The sequence below is a fragment of the Kitasatospora sp. McL0602 genome, from assembly GCF_052076145.1.
Lineage (GTDB): Bacteria > Actinomycetota > Actinomycetes > Streptomycetales > Streptomycetaceae > Kitasatospora.
Window position 1 is genome coordinate 7771449 of sequence record NZ_CP197246.1, and the last position, 19081, is coordinate 7790529.

Sequence of the window (19081 nt, forward strand, 5' to 3'; positions counted from 1 at the left end):
CGCTTCACCCACTCGGCCACGGTCATCATCCTTGGTCAGCCTCCGCTCCGAAACCAGTGATCTCGGAACTCGCGCATGCCCAGAAAGCAGATCCGACAGCGGCACTCGGCCGCCCGTTCGTGATCGGCAGAGGGCGTCTTGGTCGTGCCTTCAGGCGGGCCGGCGCGACGGTCGCCGCGCCGGCTGGTCAGCCCTCCTTGACGGCATGCAGCAGCGTGACGCCGAGCCACGGGCCGCCGTACCAGTACTCGGGGCCGAGTGGGCGCAGTGTGCCCTGGCCGAGGTGGTCGGCATACTTCCTGGCCATGGGCCAGGGGTCGGCGATGAGCAGCTGTCCTCCCGGGCGCAGGACTCGCACGGCCTCGTCCAGCGCGCGGTAACGCCGCTCAAGCGATCGGATGTTGTGGATCGCCATCGCGCTCGTCACGATGTCGAACGAGCCGTCCGGGAAGGGTAGTGCGGTCAGGTCGGCCGTGTGTACCTCCACGCGGTCGGCGACCCCGGCCGCGGCGGCGTTGGCGAGCGTGACTTCGGAACTGTTGCCGCTCTGATCCCTTGTCCACAGGTCCGCGCCGACGGCGCGTCCCCTCGGCAGCCGTCGGGCCGCCGCGATCAGCACCGCGCCACGGCCGCAGCCCAGGTCCAGGAGCTGCTCGTCGCCCTGCAGGCCGGCGCGATCCAGCTCTCGTTCCCAGATCCGCAACTTGCCGCGCAGTGTGGTGTGCAGGTACACGCCGGCGTTGGCCAGCAGTACCGCCCCGGCAGCCGCCACCGCGATGCTGCCTGGCCGTCGCCGGGCGGCGGCCAGGCAGCATGCCACGCCTGCGGCGCCGAGCACCGCCGGGAAGGCTGGCGCGTCGACGCCGTACCGCGGCGACCACTGACGTGCCGCCGGAGGGGTCTGATTCAGGTCTTCGGACATGAGGTACTCCTTCGGTGAATCGGATCAGACGATGGCGGGTTCGGGAGCGCGGGCGGACTGCTCCTGCGCGGGGGGCTCGATGGTCAGGTGCGGCAGGCGGCGGTCCAGCCAGCGGGGCAGCCACCAGTTCGCCCGGCCGCACAGGTACATCACGGCCGGTACGAGCACCGTCCGCAGGATGAAGGCGTCCAGTGCCACGGCGGAGGCCAACCCGACTCCGAACTCGGCGATGCTGCGCTGGCCCATGAACACGAATGCGGTGAACACGGCAATCATGATCACGGCCGCGGCGGTGATCACCCGCGCGGTGTCGGTCACCCCGGCGAGCACCGACCGGGTGTTGTCACGGGTGCGCGACCATTCCTCGGCCATCCTGCTGACCAGGAACACCTGGTAGTCCATCGACAGGCCGAACAGAACCGCCAGCACCAGTTCGGGCAGGTAGCCCTCAACCGGGCTGGGCGCGCCGAGACCGAACGCCCTGGTTCCCCAGCCCCACTGGAAGAACGCGGTGAGAACCCCGAACGAGGCCGCCGCCGCCAGCAGGTTCAGCACCGCCGTGATCGCGGGGATGAGCAGACTGCGGAAGGCGAGCAGGAGCAGCAGGAAGCTGGAACCCACGATGGTGATGAGCAGCCAGGGCAGCTTGTCGCTCGTCGTCGCGGCGAAGTCGTCGAACGTGGCCGTCAGGCCACCCACGTAGACCTGCAGCGTGGTGCCGTTGGTGTAGTGCGGCACGACGGTGTTGCGCAGCTGGTTGATCAGGGCGGAGGTGGCCGGCGCCTGCGGCGCCGTGGCCGGGAAGACCTGGGTCACCTCGATCTCCGGCCCGGCACCCGACCCGGTCTGCGCGGGTGCGATCTGTACGGCGGCCACCCCGGGCACCGCGCCGAGTGCCTGGTTGAGCTGGCCGAGCGCGGCACGGTCGGCCGGGGACTGCGTCTGGGCGACCAGGACCAGCGGGCCGTTGAAGCCCGGCCCGAACCCCTCGGCGAGCATTGCATAGGACTTATAAGTGTGGGTTGACGTGGGGTCGTTGGACGCGTCGGCAAAGCCGAGCCGCAGGTGTAGCACCGGAGCGGACACCACGACCGTGACCGCGAGCCCCAGGGCGACGAACACGGCGGCGAAGCGCGGCACGGTGCGCGACCAGCGCGCCCACAAGCCGTTGTCGTACTTCTGCTGGCCCAGCTCGCTGGCCTGCACCCGACGGCGCTGCTTGCGGCTCAGCACGCGCGAGCCGAACACCCCGAACAGTGCGGGCAGCAGTGTGACGGCCGCGACCACGGTGCACACCACGGTGAGCGCCGCCGGTACGGCCAGCCCGTCGATGAACCGTAGGTTGATGGTGAGCAGGCCGAGCAGGGCGATGCACACCGTGCCGCCGGCGAACAGGACCGCGCGGCCGGAGGTGTTGAGCGCCTGCACGGTGGACTGCTCCGGGTCCAGCCCGGACTGCAGGCCGCGGCGGTGCCGGGTCACGATGAACAGGGCGTAGTCGACGCCGACGCCGAGGCCGATCAGCGCGCCGAGGATCTGCGCGATGCCGTTCACGGACATCAGGTGGCTGAGCGGGGCCATGAGCAGCATGCCGCCGGCCACCCCGGCCACCGCAGTCACGATCGGCAGTACCATCGCGAGCAGCGATCCGAATGCGACGAGCAGGATGACGGCGGCAGCGGCGATGCCGATCAGCGACGCGTTCGACGCCGGCGTCTGCTCGGCGGTCGAGATCGCCTTGCCGCCGAGCTCGACCGCGAGGCCCGGCTCGCGGGCGGCCGTCGCCGCGGTGATCACCCGATTGATGTCGGCGTGGTCCAGGTCGTCTGCCGCCTTGGTGAAGTTCACGGTGGCAAAAGCGGTGCGCCCGTCCGAGCTCACCTGGACCCGGCCGCCCGGCGCGTAGGGGCCGGCGACCGAGGCCACCTCGGGCAGCTGCGACACCTGTCTGAGCATCGCCGACATCCGCTGCTCGATGGCTGGATCGGTGGCGCTGCCGTGGCTCACCTGCCAGACGATCTGACCGCGGTCGCCCGCCTGGGCCGGCGCCGACTTCAGCAGCAGTGCCTGGGCGCTGCCCGACCCGGTTCCCGCAAGCGTGAGCGAGTTGTCGTACGTCGTCCTCACCGCCTGCGACATCACCGTCAGGGCGATGAGCAGACATATCCAGGCACTGATGACAACAGAGCGGTGCTGGTAGCACCAGCGTGCAAGACCCGACATGATCCTCCGTTCCTTGTGGTTCGGCTCCTCATCGTCGGGGCTGCGAATCGCCGGGTCGTCGGCTCGCCGCGGCGGTTGCCCTGATCGCGACCGCGCCATCGGTCGTAGTTCACGGTTCCGCCTACTGCGTCGGCAGTAGTTCGCTTGCCCGCGGCGGCGGCCGTTGCCTACAGTCCAGCTATGTGGGGGAGTGCCTGGAACAGACTGATTGGCCGTCAGGAGTTACAACTCCTTTCGGCGGTAACGACGGTGGTGCTGTTCGCGGTGGTGACGATCCCCGCCGACATCCGGCACGCGCTGAGCTCCCACCGGCCGCTGAGCTGGCTGGTGTCCGCAGTGGTCTACTCGGCCCTGGTGGCGTTCCGACGGTTCCCCGTCGGCACGGTGGCGGTCGCCGTCATCGGGTCGGTGGTACTCATGGCCGACGGGATGGCCTACCCGCTGACCTTGCCGGCGGTCTTCTACGTGCTGTACTCGGTCGCGCTCGGTGCCGGGCCTGGCCGGACACTCGCGGTGGGCGTCACTGTCAAGGCGGCGCTGCTCTGCGCCTCACTCATCACCCATCCCGGCATCACCGGCTTCGTGATCCTGCTGTGGGCAGCCCTGGCGGTGACCAGCGGCAGCGCGTCCCGCAGCCACCGCGGCTACGTCGCCGAGGTCGAGAAGCGCGCCAGGCGCGCCGAACAGACCAGGGAGGAGGAGGCGAATCGCCGGGTCGCCGAAGAACGGCTGAAGATCGCACGGGACCTGCACGACGCCGTCGGGCACCATGTCGCCCTGATCAGCGTGCAAGCCGGCGCGCTGGCCTGCACGCTCGACGACGAGGACCTCATCCTGGCCAGGGAGTCGCTCGCCCACATCCAGCGGGCAAGTGCGGAAGCCCTGGACGAGCTGCGCCTGACCGTCGGACTGCTGCGCGAGCCCGGCGCGGCCGAGCCGACCGAGCCAGCGGAGCCAGTTCCCGGCCTTGACCAGCTCGAAGAGCTGATCCGCTCGTTCGCCGACGCGGGCCTGCGGGTCACTCGGGAGGTGACCGGCCAGGCCAGGCCGGCGCCCGAGGCGGTGGAACTGACCGCCTACCGGGTCATCCAGGAATCGCTGACCAACACCCGCAAGCACGCCGGCTGCGCCACCGCCGTGGTGCGGCTCACGTACACGCCCGGGGTACTCAGTCTGGCGGTCGAGGACGATGGAGAGCTGGTCGCTCGTAGTGGTGGGCACACGCCTGGAGACCGTTCGCCTGGAGGGCACGGCATCGTAGGTATGCGAGAGCGGGTGGCCGCCCTGGGCGGAGCGCTGTCAGCGGGCCCGCGACCCGAGGGCGGCTACCGTGTCTTCGCCGAGCTTCCCCTGCGAGCGGCCCGGATCGAGGGCTCATGAGCACCAGGACCACACCCCCCTCGCCGGGGTCCACGACGACAGAGCCGACCCGCGTGGTCCTCGCCGACGACCAGGACCTCGTCCGCGAGGGCCTGCGGCTCATGATCGACCGCGCGCCGCTGCTGACGGTGGTGGGCGAGGCGGCCACCGGTCACGATGCCGTCCGGGTCGCCCGCGAGACGCGCGCCGACGTCGTCCTGATGGACATCCGGATGCCGGGCCTCGACGGGCTGGCCGCGACCCGGCGGATCGCCGCCGACGACAGCCTCGCCGGGGTGCGAGTGCTGATCCTGACCACGTTTGAGGTCGACGACTACGTCTTCGAGGCGCTTCGGTCGGGTGCCAGCGGATTCCTTGGCAAGGGGGCGCGCCCAGAGGTCCTGATCGACGCGATCCGCACGGTGGCGCGCGGCGACGCGCTGCTGTCGCCGTCCGCCACCCGGGGCCTGATCACGAGGTTCCTCAGGTTGCACGACAGCGAGCCGGTGCGCGCGTCACCGTTGCTCGCTTCGCTTACCGACCGGGAGCGCGAAGTGACCGCCCTGGTAGCCGACGGGATGTCGAACACGGAGATCGCCCGCCAGCTGACGCTCAGCCCGCTCACCGTCAAGACGCACGTCAACCACGCCATGACCAAGCTCGGCGCACGCGACCGCGCGCAACTCGTCGTGCTCGCCTACCAGACCGGCCTGGCCCGCCCGCCACGTCCTCGGCCATGAGCTACCGCGCCGCCGTGAGGACGATCCCCGACACGTCCCTGTCCGGTCCTCAGTCGGACTGCGGGACGATCTTCGCCTCATGGGCGGCAATGGCGAGCTGCACCCGGTCGCGCGCGTCGAGCTTGGCGAGCAGCCGTGCCACATGGGTCTTGGTGGTGGCCAGGCTAATGTGCAGCTCGGCGGAGATCTCAGCCCGAATCCACCGGGTTGATTTGAGGGTGATCGCGTCCGGGGTCCGGTGGGGGTGACTTGATGAAGGGTGAACCGCTCCGGGTTTGGTTACCGAACCCGGAACGGTTCAATCACCGCCATGACCGACCCGGCGGGCACTACCTACGCCTACAGCTACTCCGCGACCGGCCATCTGCTAGAAACAGTCCTGACCAACTACACCGGCAGCCCCACCAATCCAGTCAGCGCACGGAGGGTCGTCCTCGACTCGCGCGCCTACGACCCTGCCGGCCGCCTGGCTACCGACACCGACGCGATGGGCCGCACCACCCACACGTACTACAACGATGACAACACCGCTGCCGAGCTTGACCTCGACGGCTTCCACAACCCTGACGGCACCACCCGCAACCTCGTCCTCCAGACCAACACCTACGATCCCGCAGGCCACCTGACCCAGCGCGTCACCGGCGGCGGCCAGACCACCGTTGCCAACACTTACGATGCAGCCAGCCGCCCCGTCTCAACCACCCTCGACCCCGGCGGCCTGAACCGGACCAGCACCAACACCTCATTCGACGCCGCCGGTGACGTCCTGAGCGTCATCCGCACGGGTGGCACTGCCAGCGCCCAGACTGACTACAACTACGACGCTGCAGGCGATGTCATCCGGACTACGGTGACGAGCCAGCCCGCAGACTCCGTGACCACAACGACTTATGACCAGCAGGGGCTGCCCGTGGCGAGCATCAGCCCGAACGGCAACGCCACTGGAGTGGCGGACAAGTCACCGTTCACCTCGACTCAGTCGTACGACGCGCTCGGACGTCCGACTGTCAGGACGGGGCCGCTGTTGAGCGCCGAGAGTTACGACACGACAGTGCGAAAGACCGCCCTCTTGTCGATGCGACCAATCGTGAGCACTGGCTACGACACCTTCGGCGAGCGGACGTCCACCCAGGACCCGCAGGGCCACATCACCACGGCTACCTACGACCAGGTCGGCCACCAGGTGGCGAAATCACGCAGACGCCGACAGGTGGCACCGTCTCCGGGTCGCCAAGTTGTCCAAAGATGAATCTCAATCCGTGAGAAATGTGGTAAATTGATGGAATACTTGGAAAGCGTCTTTGCGATGATGGGGGAGCCTCCTCAGAATTTCGGCCAAGGGGTGAGGTGGGGCTCCATTGAGAGCACCCTGGGGGTGATCTCCCGAACGACTACAAGCGGTTCGTAGAGGCATATGCGCCAGTTCGTGTTAATGGCTACCCATCGTTCGATCATCCCGATTCGGACGTGTGGAGCCTCGAGAAGTGGATTAATGAGACGGTTGCGACTTATGCTGCCGAGGACTGGCATGGCGTGCTCGACGATCAAAGCCTTGCTGAGCGGTTGCGCTTTGGCTGCCCAGGGGGGCTAATTCCGATCGCTAGTAGCAGTCGCGGGGAGCTTGTATTCTTGAATTCATATGAGGCGATTGACGGATTTGGGATCACCGTATTCGTTGGATCGGACTGCGAGTTCTATGACTATAGGATGGGATTCGCCGAATGGTTGTTCCGCTATTTGGTGGGCGAGGATGTCATGGGGCCTAATAGCACCGCCTTTAATCCTGGGCCACTTGTGATCGAAGACCTCCCGAGCTCTCTTGGTGGCCGTGCTACGAGGCGGTTCGGGCCCGATCGGGGTATGTAGTGAATGTGTTCCAGCAGATCCGGATCGTGCACTGAGCGGGCTTAGGCTGGACGGCTGCGGCGGGCGTAGTAGGCGGAGACCGACAGGTCCAGCTCCCGACATACGGGCTCGACCCCGAATTCGGCGCGGAGATGGTTGATCACCGCGTCGGCCTCGTGTCAGGGGGCTGACGATTAATAACTCTGTTATCTGGGTGGCCTGTTGGTCCCTATGATCAGGGCGTGACGGATGAGACGGCGACGGTGCTCGGCAAGGTGCTCGCCCAACTGCTGCCGCAGCTGGATGAGCGGCAACGGCGCCTGGCCCTGGGGGCACCGGCCCGGGTGCTCGGCTACGGGGGTGTCCGCCGGGTGGCTCGCCTGGCGGGGTCGCGGAGCCTACTGTGGCGCGCGGCGCCCGGGAGCTGGCGTCGGGGCTGGAGCCTGCCGACCGGTTCCGGGCGGCAGGGGGCGGGCGCAAGCCGCTTCGCGACAGTGACCCGGGCCTGGTAGCGGCGCTGTTGGCACTGGTCGAGCCGGATCAGCGCGGGGATCCGCAGTCGCCGTTGCGCTGGACCGTGAAGTCCACCCGGAACCTGGCCGCGGAGCTGACCCGTCAAGGCCACCGGGTCGGCCCGGACACGGTGGCCGCGCTGCTGAAGGCCGAGGGCTTGTCCCTGCAGGGCACCTCGCGCACGACCGGGGGCGCCAGGCATCCGGACCGCGATGCCCAGTTCAGCTACATCAACTCGCAGGTCAAGGAGTTCATCGCGGCCGAACAGCCGGTGATCAGCGTGGATACCAAGAAGAAGGAGGTCCTCGGCGACTACTCGGTCGGCGGGCGCGAGTGGCACTGCGCCGGAGAGCCGGTGCGGGTGCGCGCGCACGACTTCCCCGAGAAGGACGCGCAGAAGGCGGTGCCGTACGGGATCTACGACCTGGCCGCGGACACCGGCTGGGTGTCGGTATGCTGCGACAGGGACACCGCCGCGTTCGCGGTGGCCACTCTGCGCCGTGCGACCCGGCTACTGATCACTGCGGACGCCGGCGGGGCGAACGGCTACCGAGAAGAGGGGCAAGGCGGTGGACTTCTGCCTCCACCTCGCCGCAGCGCTCGTCACGCTCCGCATGCTCATCCGCCGCGCGACCACGTTGTACCGCTGGGGCACCCGCCCCACCACCCGCCGCCTCAAGTGACGCCTACTGCCGGTCGGTCTAAGGCCGTACGTCGACACGCGGACGCCGCCAAGGTCAGGGCCATGCCCAGACGCCGGCCCCCTTCACCGGCAGAGTGAGCTCGCGCGGCCCAGTGGGCGTCCACTACCGTCGCTGACCAATAGGCCCATGAGGATCTTGGTTTCCAGGAGGAACGATGAGTGACGATCCGAAGGTGCCCGTCCCGGGCACCGGCTCCATCTCACGCTTGACGATCCGAGCCGATGAGCAGGACGTCTGGCTCTGCTTCGAGCCCTGGGCAACTGAGCACACGGTTCCGGCAGGCACGAGCGTGATTGTCGAATTCGACGGCGTTCGCAGCGTCCTGGAGATGCAGCACCACCGCGAGGGCATCACCTTCTTCAGCAACGGCCTGCATCCGGACCTGCGCGGAGAGGACGGCTCCGACGTGCTGATACTCAGTGATGTGATGCCGCCCACGCCGGACGTCTCCGACCAGGCGTTCCGCAACATCATGTCCATAGTGCCACCGGTTCACCCCAGCTCTGGAGCGCCTTCCTGAAGCCTGTCCTGGACTGCGGAGCTACGCGGGGCGAAGAACGGGGTCGATCTCGGCCAGGATGTCGTGCAGCTGACGGGCCCCCAGGGCAACGCGGTCATCAGCGTCCCGCAGCATCTCCGCGCACAACTGCATCGCTTTGTCCCGGTCTTCGGAGAAGATGCTGAACACGTCGACGGTCGCGGCGTGGATCCAATCGCTGTGATTCGAGTTGGCGACTGCCATCGCGGAGGCGATTGCCGTCAGCCCGATCCTGTCCATTCGCCGAAGCACGGCTTCCGCAGTCACCCGGGTGACGAAAGTGCCGCCCGGGTCGGGCACGAGCTCCAGCAGTGGCCCGAGGGCCTCCTGCATGTCGGCGAAAGCCGCCAGGCCGCGACCGGCATCCGCCCGGTCACGGTAGTCCGGGCTTCGCCCAAGCTCGCGGAGCGCCACGCAAGCGGCATGCCGCCGGTCACTGTCCCCTCGCAGCAGGGCGCGCAGTCGCCTCACCTCAGCGACCAGGCAGGGCATGTCCTGCCGCGCGGAAGCGATGAAATCGAGATCGGGCTCTGGCACGATTTCTGTGGAAGCTCACGTTGCGTGATTGTTGATCTTCTTGACTGTCCTTGTGAGGTTGCCTGGAAATCGTCGGGTGCCGTCGTGCTGTCGGTGATCTTGATCGATATGGTCAACTGCTTAGGGTGCGCCAGGACTTCGACCGGGGGATTCCCTGCTGGTCCAGAAGGGCCTGGAAGGCGGTTGGCGGTCTCGGCGAAGGGGCCCGCTGCGTGGCTGGCCGGCCGCTGAGCCGTTCGGTGTTCACGGCGATGGCCGTGAGTACGTGCTGTACGTGCGCTTTTGGCTGTCCGCGGTAGCGGCAGCGGCGCATGCCGTGGCCGTGGGCGAACTCGTTGATTGTGCCCTCCACGCCGGAGCGGACCGCGTAGCGGGCCTTCCACTCCGGCGTCTGCTGCTCAGTGCGGACACGGACTTGCAGGTCACGGAGCTCTCGCGGGGGGAAGCCCACGTTCCGCGCGCCGCTGGAGCTCGTGCACCGGGGACGGTCGGGACACGGCTGGCACTGGCTTTTGGTGAACCGCGCCACGATCAGTGGTGCCGCGGTGGGCGAGGAGCGTCGTGCGCCGCGCTCACCATCCCTGCCTCCGCCCGTCCACCTTGAACAGCCCCGGCGCGGTCTCGGCCAGGATCCCGCGCTCGACCAGACGCTTCAACTTCGCACGCATCCCTTCCACATGACGCGCCTCGGACCCGACCCCCAACTGCGCGCACCTCCTTGCAGCGCATCGCCGCCCCCGTGGTCGCGAACAGGCCGATGACCGCCTGGTACTCCGGCGACATCGCCGTCACATCCAGCTCCGCCTCGGCCACTAGCAACGCCGCCGCCACCCCGCCAGAGCCGTCCCCGTCCCCGTCCCCGTCCCCGTCCCCGGCCACCTGGCCACCGGGCGACGAGGACGGCCCGTCGGCCAGGACTTCATCCACGGTCCCCCGCGTGACCCGCAGCCGCGACAGCTGCACCTCCAGCCGGGACAACTCCTCGGAAAGCCCGGCGATCTGCTCGCGCAGCCGATCGGCCCGGCCACGCACTTCAGCCTCCCTGGCCTCCAGCGCCTCGATCAACGACGGCACCACACCACCCACCCCCGGCTCGGCACCCGCACCCACGGCGGGCTCCACGCCCACGACGCTAGAAGCCCACCATTTCGGTCCCACCGCAGAAGCCCGCGAATCACCCCAACGAGGCACCCTCAGATCTGCGCCTGAAGTTCGATGTACATATTGGCCTTGCCTGGATGGCGTGTGCGGGGCGGCCGGTGGCTGGCCCTGGACGCCCTGGAGACCGGCCTCAGCTGACCTCGGCTCGTGCGTGCGGCAGTCGGCGGACGGCGGTGGAGGCGAGCGGAGCCAAGGCCGCCGCGGCGTAGAGGATGCCCGCGGTCGCAGTCACCCGGAAGCCGCCGAAGGTCTGGGTGAGCGGGCCGACGCTGAGCTGGCCGATCGGTATCGCGAGGTAGGAGAGCAGGTCGTCGTAGGACGAGACGCGGGAGAGCGCGTGAGCGGGGACGTGTTCCTGCAGCGAGGTCTCCCAGCTGATTCCGGAGACGGCGGAACCCAGCCCTGCGACGAACGCGGCACCGGTCAGCCAGGGGGCGTGCAGGCGCGCGCCGAGCGCCAGCAGGGGCAGCGCACCGAGCGCGCTCGCCAGCTGGCCCAGCCGCAGCAGGTGCCGGACCGCCAGCCGGTACATCAGCACGCTCATCAGCAGCAGGCCTGCCCCACGGGCGCTGAGCACGAACCCCCAGACCGCCTCGCTGCTGAGCTGCCGGGTGAGGGTGGGCCCGAGGATCTGCCAGGTGCCGGTCTGCACCAGGTTCATGAGGCAGAAGGCGCCGGTCACCGTCCATACCCACGGCAGGCGGCGGAACTCCGTCCAGCCGTCACGGATGTCTCTGAGCACGGTGCTGCTCTGGCGCTTGGGCGCGGCTGAGATGAGGGGGAGCCGGGCGAGGCATCCGGCCGCGAGCAGGTACGTCAGGGCGTCGAAGGCGATCGCCGTGCCGCCGCCGACGGCCACCACCAGTACCCCGGAGAGGCTCGGTCCGAGGACCTTCGTGGCGCTGTTCGCCGAGCCAAGAGCTGCATTGGCCTGCTGGAGCAGTGTCCGGTCGACGAGTTGGGGCACGACGCCCCGCAGGGCGGGGGTGGTGAACGCGGCGACCACGCCGCTCAGGAGTTCCAGCGCGGCCACCGGAAGCAGCGAGTACCGGTCCGTCAGCAGCAGTACCGCAACACCACCCTGGGTGAGTGCCGAGCCGAGGTTGGCGGCCACCAGCACCGTCCGGCGCGGGAGGCGGTCGGCGGTGGCCCCGCCCAGCAGGAGGAACACGAGCAGGGGCAGCATCCGGGCGGCGAGGATCACCCCGAGATCGCCGGAGCCGGGGGCGGAATCCAGGACGGCGAAGGCCAGCGCGACCGGCGCCATCGAACTGCCGAGCAGGGACACCAGCCGCCCGGCGAAGAACCAGCGGAAGTGCGTCTGTCGAAGGAGAGGTGTGAGCACCGGCCAGAGTCTCCGGTGGCCGGGGAGCGGACGGTATCGTTTCGCCAGGAGGCGAAAGATGACACTGCTGCGGCTCAGCTCGATGGCCCTGTCGCGGTCGCGCTTCGCGCTCTCGCCGCTCGCCGAGACCCTGGCGTCGACGATCCTGCTGGGCAGACCCTGCACCGACCCGTGGCTGCACCCCTGGCACACTCGTCATCTTGGTGCGTTCGACGCCCTGTTGGACGCAGACCCCTTCGCCAAGGGCCTGGTCAGGCTGCTCGGCTCGACCAAGTGGCTGCCCGGATTCGTCGTCATTGCGCCGTCGGGCGGCATGCGGACCGTGCTAGCCACCGAGCTGGCCGAGGTCACCCGGATCTCCGACACCGAGGCGCGCGCCGAGCTGGAGGCGGCCGTCGCGCACAGCTGGAAGCAGCACGACTTGAACTGGCTGACCGGTCACGGCTGGGCGGCCAGGACGGCCGACCTGTTCCGGTACGTCTGGAGGAACTGCGTGCTCCCGGACTGGCCGCGCCGCCGGGCACTGCTGGAACGCGATGTCACCTACCGGGCGGGCCTGCTCGCCGCCTACGGCTGGCCCCGGGCCCTGGAGCAGATGAGCCGGGGCAGCGGCTGGGTCGGCGCCGACGCGATCCGTTTCAGCAACCGCCCCGGGCCCGACCATGTGGTCGCCGACGAGGGCATGCTCTTCGTGCCGGTCAGCGCGTCGAGCGGCACCTGGCTCTGCGACGCGACGCCCGGACGGATCGCGCTGGTCTACCCGGCGCGCGGCTCCGCCACGACGGCACACCCGAGCCCCGAACATGCCCTCGGCCGCCTGATCGGGACCGGCCGGGCGGCGATCCTCACCGAACTCGAACGCCCAGCGACCAGTAGCGAACTCGCCGCCCAGCTCGGCCTCTCGCTCGGCACCGTCGGAGGCCACCTTGCTGTGCTGCGCGAGGCCGACCTGATAGCCGGGACGAGGGTCGGCCGACGGGTCGTCTACCGGCGTACCGCAACCGGCGATCTGCTCTCCAGCCCAGCCGACGTCGCCTGACCAGCCGACCCGCCACCCGCTCCACTGGCGTAGCAGCGTACGTTGCTGCAGGCCAGCAACGTACGCCGCCCTCAGAAGATCTGCACCCATCTTGTATGAGCCAAGAAGCTGACACTCCCGCGAAAGTCGGGTGGAGCGGCGGGCTCAGGGGATGAGCAGGAGTTTGCCGGTGGTCCGGCGGCCTTGGAGATCGGTTTGGGCCTGGGCGGCCTGAGCGAGGGGGTAGTGGGTGGTGTGGGTGGCGGTGAGGGTGCCGTCGCGTAGCCAGGCGAAGACCTCGGCGGCGCGGGTGGCGAGCTCCTCGGGGGCGGTGGCGTGGTCGACCAGGGTCGGCCGGGTCAGGAACAGCGAGCCGGCGGCCGCCAGCCGCTGGGGGTCGAACGGCGGGACCGGGCCGGAGGCGGCCCCAACCAGGACGAAGGTGCCGCGCCGGCGCAAGGACGCCAGCCCCAGCTCGAAGGTGTCCTTGCCGACGCCGTCGAACACCACCTCAACGCCCCGGCCGCCGGTGAGTTCGCGAATCCGGGCGGCGAGCTCGGCCGGCCGGTTCCCGGAGCCGGGTGGCAGCACCAGCACGTCCCGGGCGCCCGCAGCGCGGGCGATCCGGGCCTTGGTCTCGGTGGAGACCGTGCCGACGACGTGGACGCCGCGCCGGGGCAGCACCCGGACGAGCTGCTGTCCCAGCCCTCCGGCGGCGGTCGGCACCAGCGCCGCCTCCCCGGCGATGACCGGGTAGCTGGAGGTGGTGAGGTACTGGGCGGTCAGGCCCTGGGGCAGGACGGCGGCTGCGGCCTGCTCCGTGATGTCCGCCGGTAGCCGGACCGCCGCCCGGACCGGGACGACGGCCTGCTCGGCGTAGCTGCCGGGCGCCGACCACCAGGCGACGCGGTCGCCGGGTGCGAAAGTGTCGGCGCCCGGACCGACGGAGAGGACCGTCCCGGCTCCCTCGCTGCCGGGCACCAGCGGGGCGGCCAGCGGGCTGCGGCCCTCGCGCTCGTACACATCCTTGTAGTTGACGCCTGCGGCCGCCACCCGGACCACCAGTTCGCCGGGGCCGGGAACCGGGTCAGGGCACTCGGTCACCGTGAGTACGACGACTGCTCTCATGGGGTACCTCTCAGCTGGTGTAGCGGGGCAGGCGGTCGACAGGGGCCGTCCGTTCACGTGCCGGTCTGCGGCGTTGAGCGCCTCGTCCAGGATCTCCAGGCCCTGACGGGCCTCCTCGTCGGTGATGGTGCACGGCGGCACGACGTGGATGCGGTTGAAGTTGTAGACCGGCCACATGCCGCGCTCCTTGCAGGCGGCGACCACCTCGTCCACCGGCCGGGTCTGCGCTCCGCTCGCCGCGTAGGGCACCAGCATCTCGCGCGTCCCACGGTCACGGACCAGCTCGACCGCCCAGAACACGCCGAGTCCACGCACCTCGCCGACGGAGGGGTGGCGCTCGGCGATCTCGCGCAGACCGGGGTGACGGCGCTGGATGTCGCGAAGCGGTCCGGGCGGCAGAACGAGCTGCTCCGGGGTGTTGCCCGCGCCGAGGCGGGCGGGCAGCCAGCCAGCCGGGCGGCGCCGGCCGGGACGGCGGCCAGCATCTCGGCGGTGGCCGGGTTCTCCTCGGAGGCGAGGCGCAGGTCCGCCGCCGCCGAGCGGACCCCGGCGGCCGGCGTGCCGACCAGGACCACCAGTAGCCACGGGAAGGACCGTCAGCGCCGCTCCCACGCCCGACTCCCGCCGTCCGGGCCCGCCTGATCCCACACCCGGGCGCACGCCGCCAGCTGCGCCGCGGCCTCCTCGGCGCCGACACCGGGACCGGTGGCGTTCCACGAACGCTCGCGGCCGGTGGCGTTCCTGGCCGGTGCCGGCGGTGTAGGCGAGCTCGGCGGCGGGACGGTACCCCGCCCTCGACCGGCAACTCGGGGGCGGGGAGGAAGTCGAGCGGGCCGCAGCCGCACGACGCCGAGCCGACCTACCCGTCGACCCGCCTCGACACCGCCCCGGCTCCGCATACCCACGACACGGCCTGCGGTTGCGGCGGCCATCTGGACCCGGAGCGACCCGGCTTCGACTTGCCGCTGCCCATCTGATCGCGGAACTCGTGGGACCGGCCCCGGCCCCGGCGCCTCGGTGTCGGGGCCTAGGATCGGCGGAGGCGCGCGGAGTTCGCGGGCCGGGGGGAGGCATTCACCATGGTTCGTGACAATGGGTACGGCGAGCTCGGCAAGAGGTTCGAGGCGTACCTCCGGGCCGGCGTACCAGCGTTGCAGAAGGCGGGGTAAACCCGACCGCCTTCCTGAAGATGATCGTGATCTCCGGCGGGGTGATCACCGCGAAGCAGCTTCTGGCCTCGGTCAAGGACACATCCGACGGATTTGCCAAGCTGTGGGAGAAGAAGAAGCTCGATTCCAGCGTCGAATTTGCGGTGTGCCTGCCCTGGTTCAGGGAGTTGTTCACCGACGAGGAAGTCGACCGGGCTCGGTTCCGCCTGACGGAGCACGGCTTCGACCTGGAGCGGATCAGCGGTGTCACGGCACCGGACTGGTACACCGCGCCGGTTGCGGACCAACCGGACCGGGCTGACACAGCGGCACGGACCGCGGAGCGCCTCGGTGAGTGGGGCCGACCGGCACCGCCGCCGACCTACCGGCAGCGCGTCGAGGCGGAGGAGGCGGCACAGAGCGCCCGTCCCGCCACCAGTGCGGCGCTGAAGACCGAGGTGGTGCGCTCGGCCGTGTTCCGGGAGCGCGCCGGGGGCCGCTGCGAGCATCCCGGATGCGGCCATCCCGGCTTCCATGTGATTGGCCGCAACGAGCAGCCCATCGTCGAGGTCGACCACGTCGACGGCCTGAAAGACGGAGGCCTGGACCATCCGGTCAACATGGTGGTGCTCTGCCCCAACTGCCATGCCGTCAAGACCCGGGGACGTGACGCCGTGATCGCCGGCCTGACGCTGCCCTGGAGCTCCGGCGCGGTCGAAGGGCACGTCAACCGCATCAAGATGATCAAACGCCAAATGTACGGTCGTGCGGGCTTCGACCTTCTGCGCAAGCGGGTCCTGCTGGCCGACTGAGCACCGCCTTCGACTCTCAGGTGTGAGGCCAGGGATCGATCCCCGCCTCCTTGAGGAGCCGCTCCTCCCGCCAGTTCAAGAAGAGCGCCTGCTCGGGGGAGAATCCGCCCATGCTCGTGATTTCTCCGGTCATGAGGCCGACGAGGAACTCGACCATCCCGCACGCGTGGGCCACCCAGTCGCCTTCGCGTGCGAGCACAAGGACGGTCCAGCTGTCCGGGTCCGGATCCGAGGTGTCCCAGAATGCATGGTTGGCACCGCAGTCCATCGCCCAGGAGATCCGTCCCCGCAGGTCCGGGTCCTCATCCGGCTCCAGATCCAGCAGGCCGTATCCGTCCTCGTTCAACTCCTCGAACGTCAGTGGGCGTCGGACCCCCGGGGCAACCAGGAGCGGCAGCCCTACGAAGAAGCCGTTGTCGATCGAGCCACCACCGTAGACAGAGACGAAGTCGCGGTAGTCCGCGGGGAAGTCAGTCCCCCACTTCCGGCGGGCCTCATCCCAATCGATCGCATCACCGGCTCCGGCGTGTGGTGGCATCAGCTCAGCCAGCCTGGCGACGCTCGGATGCATCAGGAGTCCTTCCAAGAGGCTCAGCCAGAGCGCCTTCGTCCGCTTTGTCCGCACGTCGGCGCAACTTCAATCCGGGACACCCTACTGATCAAGCCTCCGTATTATGAATCTCGTTACCCACGGTCACCAACCACAGAACTCGTGCCTGAGCAGTGAGAGCACCTGTCGCTCGGCGGCGAGAGCACCCCGTGCCACGGGAGAGTGATGTCGCCGAGTTTTGAGAGCACTCGGGTGCTTGCTTCGGGACCATGGCTGTGCTCGTCACGACGAGGGGGTCCGGGTGCTGCCGAAGTCCAAGGTCGATCTGTACGCGGCGATCCGCCGTGACTCGCGCGCCGGCCTGTCTCAGCGTGCCCTGCAGCGCAAGTACGGGGTCGGCTTCCTGACGGTGCAGAAGGCCCTGGAGTCGGCCCTGAGAGGAGTCGCCGGCCCGCCAGCCAGCCCTGTTCGACGACCCCGCAGCGGCCTGCAACGCCGTCGAGCCCACTGCAGCAGCACCGAGCTGCTGCTGCAGTGGGCCCACGTCACCTACCACTACCGCGCGCTGCGCAGCGCCCGGACCTGCGCCTGGCTGCCGGCGTCCGTGTTCGTCACCGTCCTGCAAGGCATCGAGGACGGCGACCTGATCGTCGGGCGGAGCTCGGCCTCCACCGCCCACCCGCGACAGCGGGCGCTGCCCGGCAGATCGGCGGAGCCCCCACAGCGGGCAAGACGCTCGACCTGGCAGCCCTTCGCCGGCACGCCGCCCAGGAACTGCTGGAAGAGACCGGCCTGGCCACCGATCCCCAGGACCTGACCGTATGGGGCGTCACCCGTGGCGACCACGGCAACGTCGGCATCCACTTCCGGGCACCGGCAGCACCGGCCACCCCGGTGCTCCCTCATCGAGGCGCTGGCGCTGGAGGACCCGAACAGCCGGGCTGCCTACGACACCCGCCAGGCCGCCGGGAGAAGAAGGCCAAGCAGGCCCACCGCGCGCTGATGCAGACCCTGGCATGCACCGACTGCAGCCAGGTCCCCACGCAGGAGAGCACCTACGAGTACGGGCTCCACGGCCAGTGGACCCGCCGCCGCAGCGGCCGCTGCTGGTCCTGCCGCCAGGACCGAAAGGAACGGCTGGAACGGGAGGCTGAAGAGAAGCGGGAGGCCGCCGGGAGGCGAACGCCGGGCTGCGCCCGTGTTGGACGTGCTGGGGTTCGATCGGTGGGGTAGGGCGGCGCGCTGGTCGGCTTCCTCGCGGAGCTGTCGTAACACCACCTCCTGGTTGCCGGGGGATGCTTTTCCCCAACGCCCTATGGCTTTCCGGCGGCCTCGATGTTGGAGATCATCCTGCGCAGCACCTTGAGCGTGGCCGCGTAGTCGTCGTCGCTGATGCCGTCGTGGACCACGGCACGAAGATCGGTTACCAGTTCACGCAGCCGTGTCCTGGCCGCTTCTCCTGCATCGGTGAGGTACAGGTGGTCTGTGGCGTCGGTCCGTAGCCAGCCACGGTGGAGCAGCTGGGCGACGACGCGGGGGATCTCGTGTTGCCCATCCGCGAGGGGCAGCAGCTGGGCGGCTATCTCGTCGCGGCTCGGCGCCGCAGGCTGGTACTTGACGCTGTTGAGCACCCAGTACTGCGGCTGCGTGACGTCGATCCCTGCCATGGCGTCACGCAGATGCCTGGTAACGACGGCGTGAGCCTGACCGCTCCAGTAGCCGATTGGCTGGCTGGCCAGTATGTCGTCGGTGGCATTCGGATTGGCCGGTGCCTGGTCGGTGGTGGTGCCGGTCAGGAAGTCCATGATCACGATGCTATATCCGGGCGTCCGGCCTGGGGCGGATGTTCTCGACGCCTGAGGGCAGTGGGATGGCCCCGCTCGTACCCATCGGTGCCGCTTCGCCCGTCGAAGCCCTGTGGCGTCCCGCGGCCGCCCCCACTGTCGCCGACGTCCCCGCGCAGCAGACGACGGCCGCACCCGTCCCGGCCCGCCGGTGCTCCGCTTCGTCCAGGACCAGGAGACCGAGCGCCCAGGCGAAGTGGAGCCGTTCCGGCGCCGGCACCTGGTCCTCACCGCCCACCTCCTCGGCCACCTGGCGCAGGCCGCCGCCCAGACCGGGCAAGGACGACCCCGACCGCGCGCCGGTGCTGATGGTCGAGGTCGACCGCTCCACCATGTCGCCGGAGCGGGTGGCCGCGAAGTTCACCGCCTACCGCGAGCTGTTCCGCACGAAGGTGAAGAGCATCGACCCGGCGCTGGCCACCGAGGACCCGACCGACCGGGACGGTCCACTGGTGGCGCCGGACCTGGCCCGGCCACACCCGGCCGGGCCACCCGCCCGTCGCCCTGGTCGTCACCGACGCCGGGCCCCTCGCCCTGGCCAACCGTCAGCAGGCGGTGGCGGACCTGGGCCGCGACGCCTGGGGCGGTGGCTGGTGGGTCATCCGAGGAGACGATGCCGACGGGGACGGCTGGCGCGAGTACAACGGCGCGGTGCCGGTCATCACCACCACCCTGGAGCTGTTGGCCGAGCACG

Annotated in this window: 18 protein-coding genes and 3 pseudogenes; 10 read left to right on the forward strand and 11 right to left on the reverse strand. The window is 69.6% G+C overall.

Annotated elements, in window-relative coordinates; genetic code table 11:
- Positions 1–187 precede the first annotated feature (187 nt).
- Both ACR68M_RS35310 and ACR68M_RS35315 read right to left on the reverse strand, forming a co-directional pair.
- Positions 188–922, reverse strand: a complete 735-nt coding sequence (locus tag ACR68M_RS35310; protein ID WP_441248254.1) for a class I SAM-dependent methyltransferase — start codon at positions 920–922, stop codon at positions 188–190.
- Between the two features lie 24 nt (positions 923–946).
- The gene (locus ACR68M_RS35315) at positions 947–3145 is read right to left on the reverse strand and encodes an MMPL family transporter (RefSeq protein ID WP_441248255.1); all 2199 of its coding nucleotides are present in this window, start codon (positions 3143–3145) and stop codon (positions 947–949) included.
- Positions 3146–3325: 180 nt separating this feature from the next.
- On the opposite strand from ACR68M_RS35315, the gene ACR68M_RS35320 reads away from it, so the two are divergent.
- Both ACR68M_RS35320 and ACR68M_RS35325 read left to right on the forward strand, forming a co-directional pair.
- Positions 3326–4525, forward strand: a complete 1200-nt coding sequence (locus ACR68M_RS35320) for a sensor histidine kinase (RefSeq protein ID WP_441248256.1) — start codon at positions 3326–3328, stop codon at positions 4523–4525.
- The gene (locus tag ACR68M_RS35325) at positions 4522–5244 is read left to right on the forward strand and encodes a response regulator (RefSeq protein ID WP_441248257.1); all 723 of its coding nucleotides are present in this window, start codon (positions 4522–4524) and stop codon (positions 5242–5244) included. Before ACR68M_RS35320 ends, ACR68M_RS35325 begins: the two co-directional genes overlap by 4 nt.
- A gap of 49 nt (positions 5245–5293) precedes the next feature.
- Here the strand turns inward: ACR68M_RS35325 and ACR68M_RS35330 are convergent, their stop codons facing one another.
- The gene (locus ACR68M_RS35330; RefSeq protein ID WP_441248258.1) at positions 5294–5386 is read right to left on the reverse strand and encodes a hypothetical protein; all 93 of its coding nucleotides are present in this window, start codon (positions 5384–5386) and stop codon (positions 5294–5296) included.
- 168 nt (positions 5387–5554) lie between these two features.
- On the opposite strand from ACR68M_RS35330, the gene ACR68M_RS35335 reads away from it, so the two are divergent.
- The 4 genes and pseudogenes from ACR68M_RS35335 to ACR68M_RS35350 all read left to right on the forward strand — a co-directional run bounded on the left by ACR68M_RS35335 (position 5555) and on the right by ACR68M_RS35350 (position 8826).
- A complete protein-coding gene (locus tag ACR68M_RS35335) occupies positions 5555–6493 on the forward strand; it encodes a hypothetical protein (RefSeq protein ID WP_441248259.1) in 939 nt (312 codons plus the stop codon).
- An 838-nt stretch (positions 6494–7331) separates the two neighbouring features.
- A pseudogene (locus ACR68M_RS35340) lies at positions 7332–8155 on the forward strand (ISAzo13 family transposase); the annotation flags it as partial.
- A pseudogene (locus ACR68M_RS35345) lies at positions 8142–8285 on the forward strand (IS5/IS1182 family transposase); the annotation flags it as partial. The pseudogenes ACR68M_RS35340 and ACR68M_RS35345, both read left to right, overlap by 14 nt.
- A gap of 175 nt (positions 8286–8460) precedes the next feature.
- Entirely contained in the window at positions 8461–8826 is a 366-nt protein-coding gene (locus ACR68M_RS35350) for a hypothetical protein (protein ID WP_441248260.1), read from the forward strand.
- A gap of 21 nt (positions 8827–8847) precedes the next feature.
- Here ACR68M_RS35350 and ACR68M_RS35355 read toward each other — a convergent pair whose 3' ends face one another.
- The 4 genes from ACR68M_RS35355 to ACR68M_RS35370 all read right to left on the reverse strand — a co-directional run bounded on the left by ACR68M_RS35355 (position 8848) and on the right by ACR68M_RS35370 (position 11887).
- A complete protein-coding gene (locus tag ACR68M_RS35355) occupies positions 8848–9381 on the reverse strand; it encodes a hypothetical protein (protein ID WP_441248261.1) in 534 nt (177 codons plus the stop codon).
- A gap of 112 nt (positions 9382–9493) precedes the next feature.
- The gene (locus ACR68M_RS35360) at positions 9494–9910 is read right to left on the reverse strand and encodes a transposase (protein WP_441248262.1); all 417 of its coding nucleotides are present in this window, start codon (positions 9908–9910) and stop codon (positions 9494–9496) included.
- Positions 9911–9912: 2 nt separating this feature from the next.
- Complete coding sequence (locus ACR68M_RS35365) at positions 9913–10503, reverse strand: hypothetical protein (RefSeq protein WP_441248263.1); 591 nt, start codon at positions 10501–10503, stop codon at positions 9913–9915.
- 169 nt (positions 10504–10672) lie between these two features.
- Positions 10673–11887, reverse strand: coding sequence for an MFS transporter (locus tag ACR68M_RS35370; RefSeq protein WP_441248264.1), 1215 nt, complete (start codon positions 11885–11887; stop codon positions 10673–10675).
- A gap of 58 nt (positions 11888–11945) precedes the next feature.
- Here ACR68M_RS35370 and ACR68M_RS35375 point away from each other — a divergent pair, with 58 nt between their 5' ends.
- Positions 11946–12926: a helix-turn-helix domain-containing protein gene (locus ACR68M_RS35375; protein WP_441248265.1), complete on the forward strand. Its 981-nt coding sequence runs from the start codon at positions 11946–11948 to the stop codon at positions 12924–12926.
- 144 nt (positions 12927–13070) lie between these two features.
- Here the strand turns inward: ACR68M_RS35375 and ACR68M_RS35380 are convergent, their stop codons facing one another.
- The gene (locus ACR68M_RS35380) at positions 13071–14348 is read right to left on the reverse strand and encodes a zinc-binding dehydrogenase (protein ID WP_441248266.1); all 1278 of its coding nucleotides are present in this window, start codon (positions 14346–14348) and stop codon (positions 13071–13073) included.
- Positions 14349–14363: 15 nt separating this feature from the next.
- Between ACR68M_RS35380 and ACR68M_RS35385 the strand changes: the two genes are divergently transcribed.
- Together ACR68M_RS35385 and ACR68M_RS35390 are read left to right on the forward strand one after the other, a co-directional pair.
- Positions 14364–14675, forward strand: coding sequence for a hypothetical protein (locus ACR68M_RS35385; RefSeq protein WP_441248267.1), 312 nt, complete (start codon positions 14364–14366; stop codon positions 14673–14675).
- A gap of 547 nt (positions 14676–15222) precedes the next feature.
- Positions 15223–15780: pseudogene (locus ACR68M_RS35390) on the forward strand (hypothetical protein); the annotation flags it as partial.
- 229 nt (positions 15781–16009) lie between these two features.
- On the opposite strand, the gene ACR68M_RS35395 reads toward ACR68M_RS35390, so the two are convergent.
- The gene (locus ACR68M_RS35395; RefSeq protein WP_441248268.1) at positions 16010–16564 is read right to left on the reverse strand and encodes an SMI1/KNR4 family protein; all 555 of its coding nucleotides are present in this window, start codon (positions 16562–16564) and stop codon (positions 16010–16012) included.
- 280 nt (positions 16565–16844) lie between these two features.
- Between ACR68M_RS35395 and ACR68M_RS35400 the strand changes: the two genes are divergently transcribed.
- Positions 16845–17360 carry a hypothetical protein gene (locus ACR68M_RS35400; protein ID WP_441248269.1) on the forward strand — a complete coding sequence of 172 codons (516 nt, stop codon included), beginning with the start codon at positions 16845–16847 and terminating at the stop codon, positions 17358–17360.
- Between the two features lie 496 nt (positions 17361–17856).
- On the opposite strand, the gene ACR68M_RS35405 is transcribed toward ACR68M_RS35400, so the two are convergent.
- Together ACR68M_RS35405 and ACR68M_RS35410 are read right to left on the reverse strand one after the other, a co-directional pair.
- On the reverse strand, positions 17857–18348 hold the full coding sequence (locus ACR68M_RS35405; RefSeq protein WP_441248270.1) for a MarR family winged helix-turn-helix transcriptional regulator: 492 nt from the start codon (positions 18346–18348) through the stop codon (positions 17857–17859).
- A 10-nt stretch (positions 18349–18358) separates the two neighbouring features.
- Positions 18359–18751, reverse strand: coding sequence for a hypothetical protein (locus ACR68M_RS35410; protein WP_441248273.1), 393 nt, complete (start codon positions 18749–18751; stop codon positions 18359–18361).
- Positions 18752–19081 lie beyond the last annotated feature (330 nt).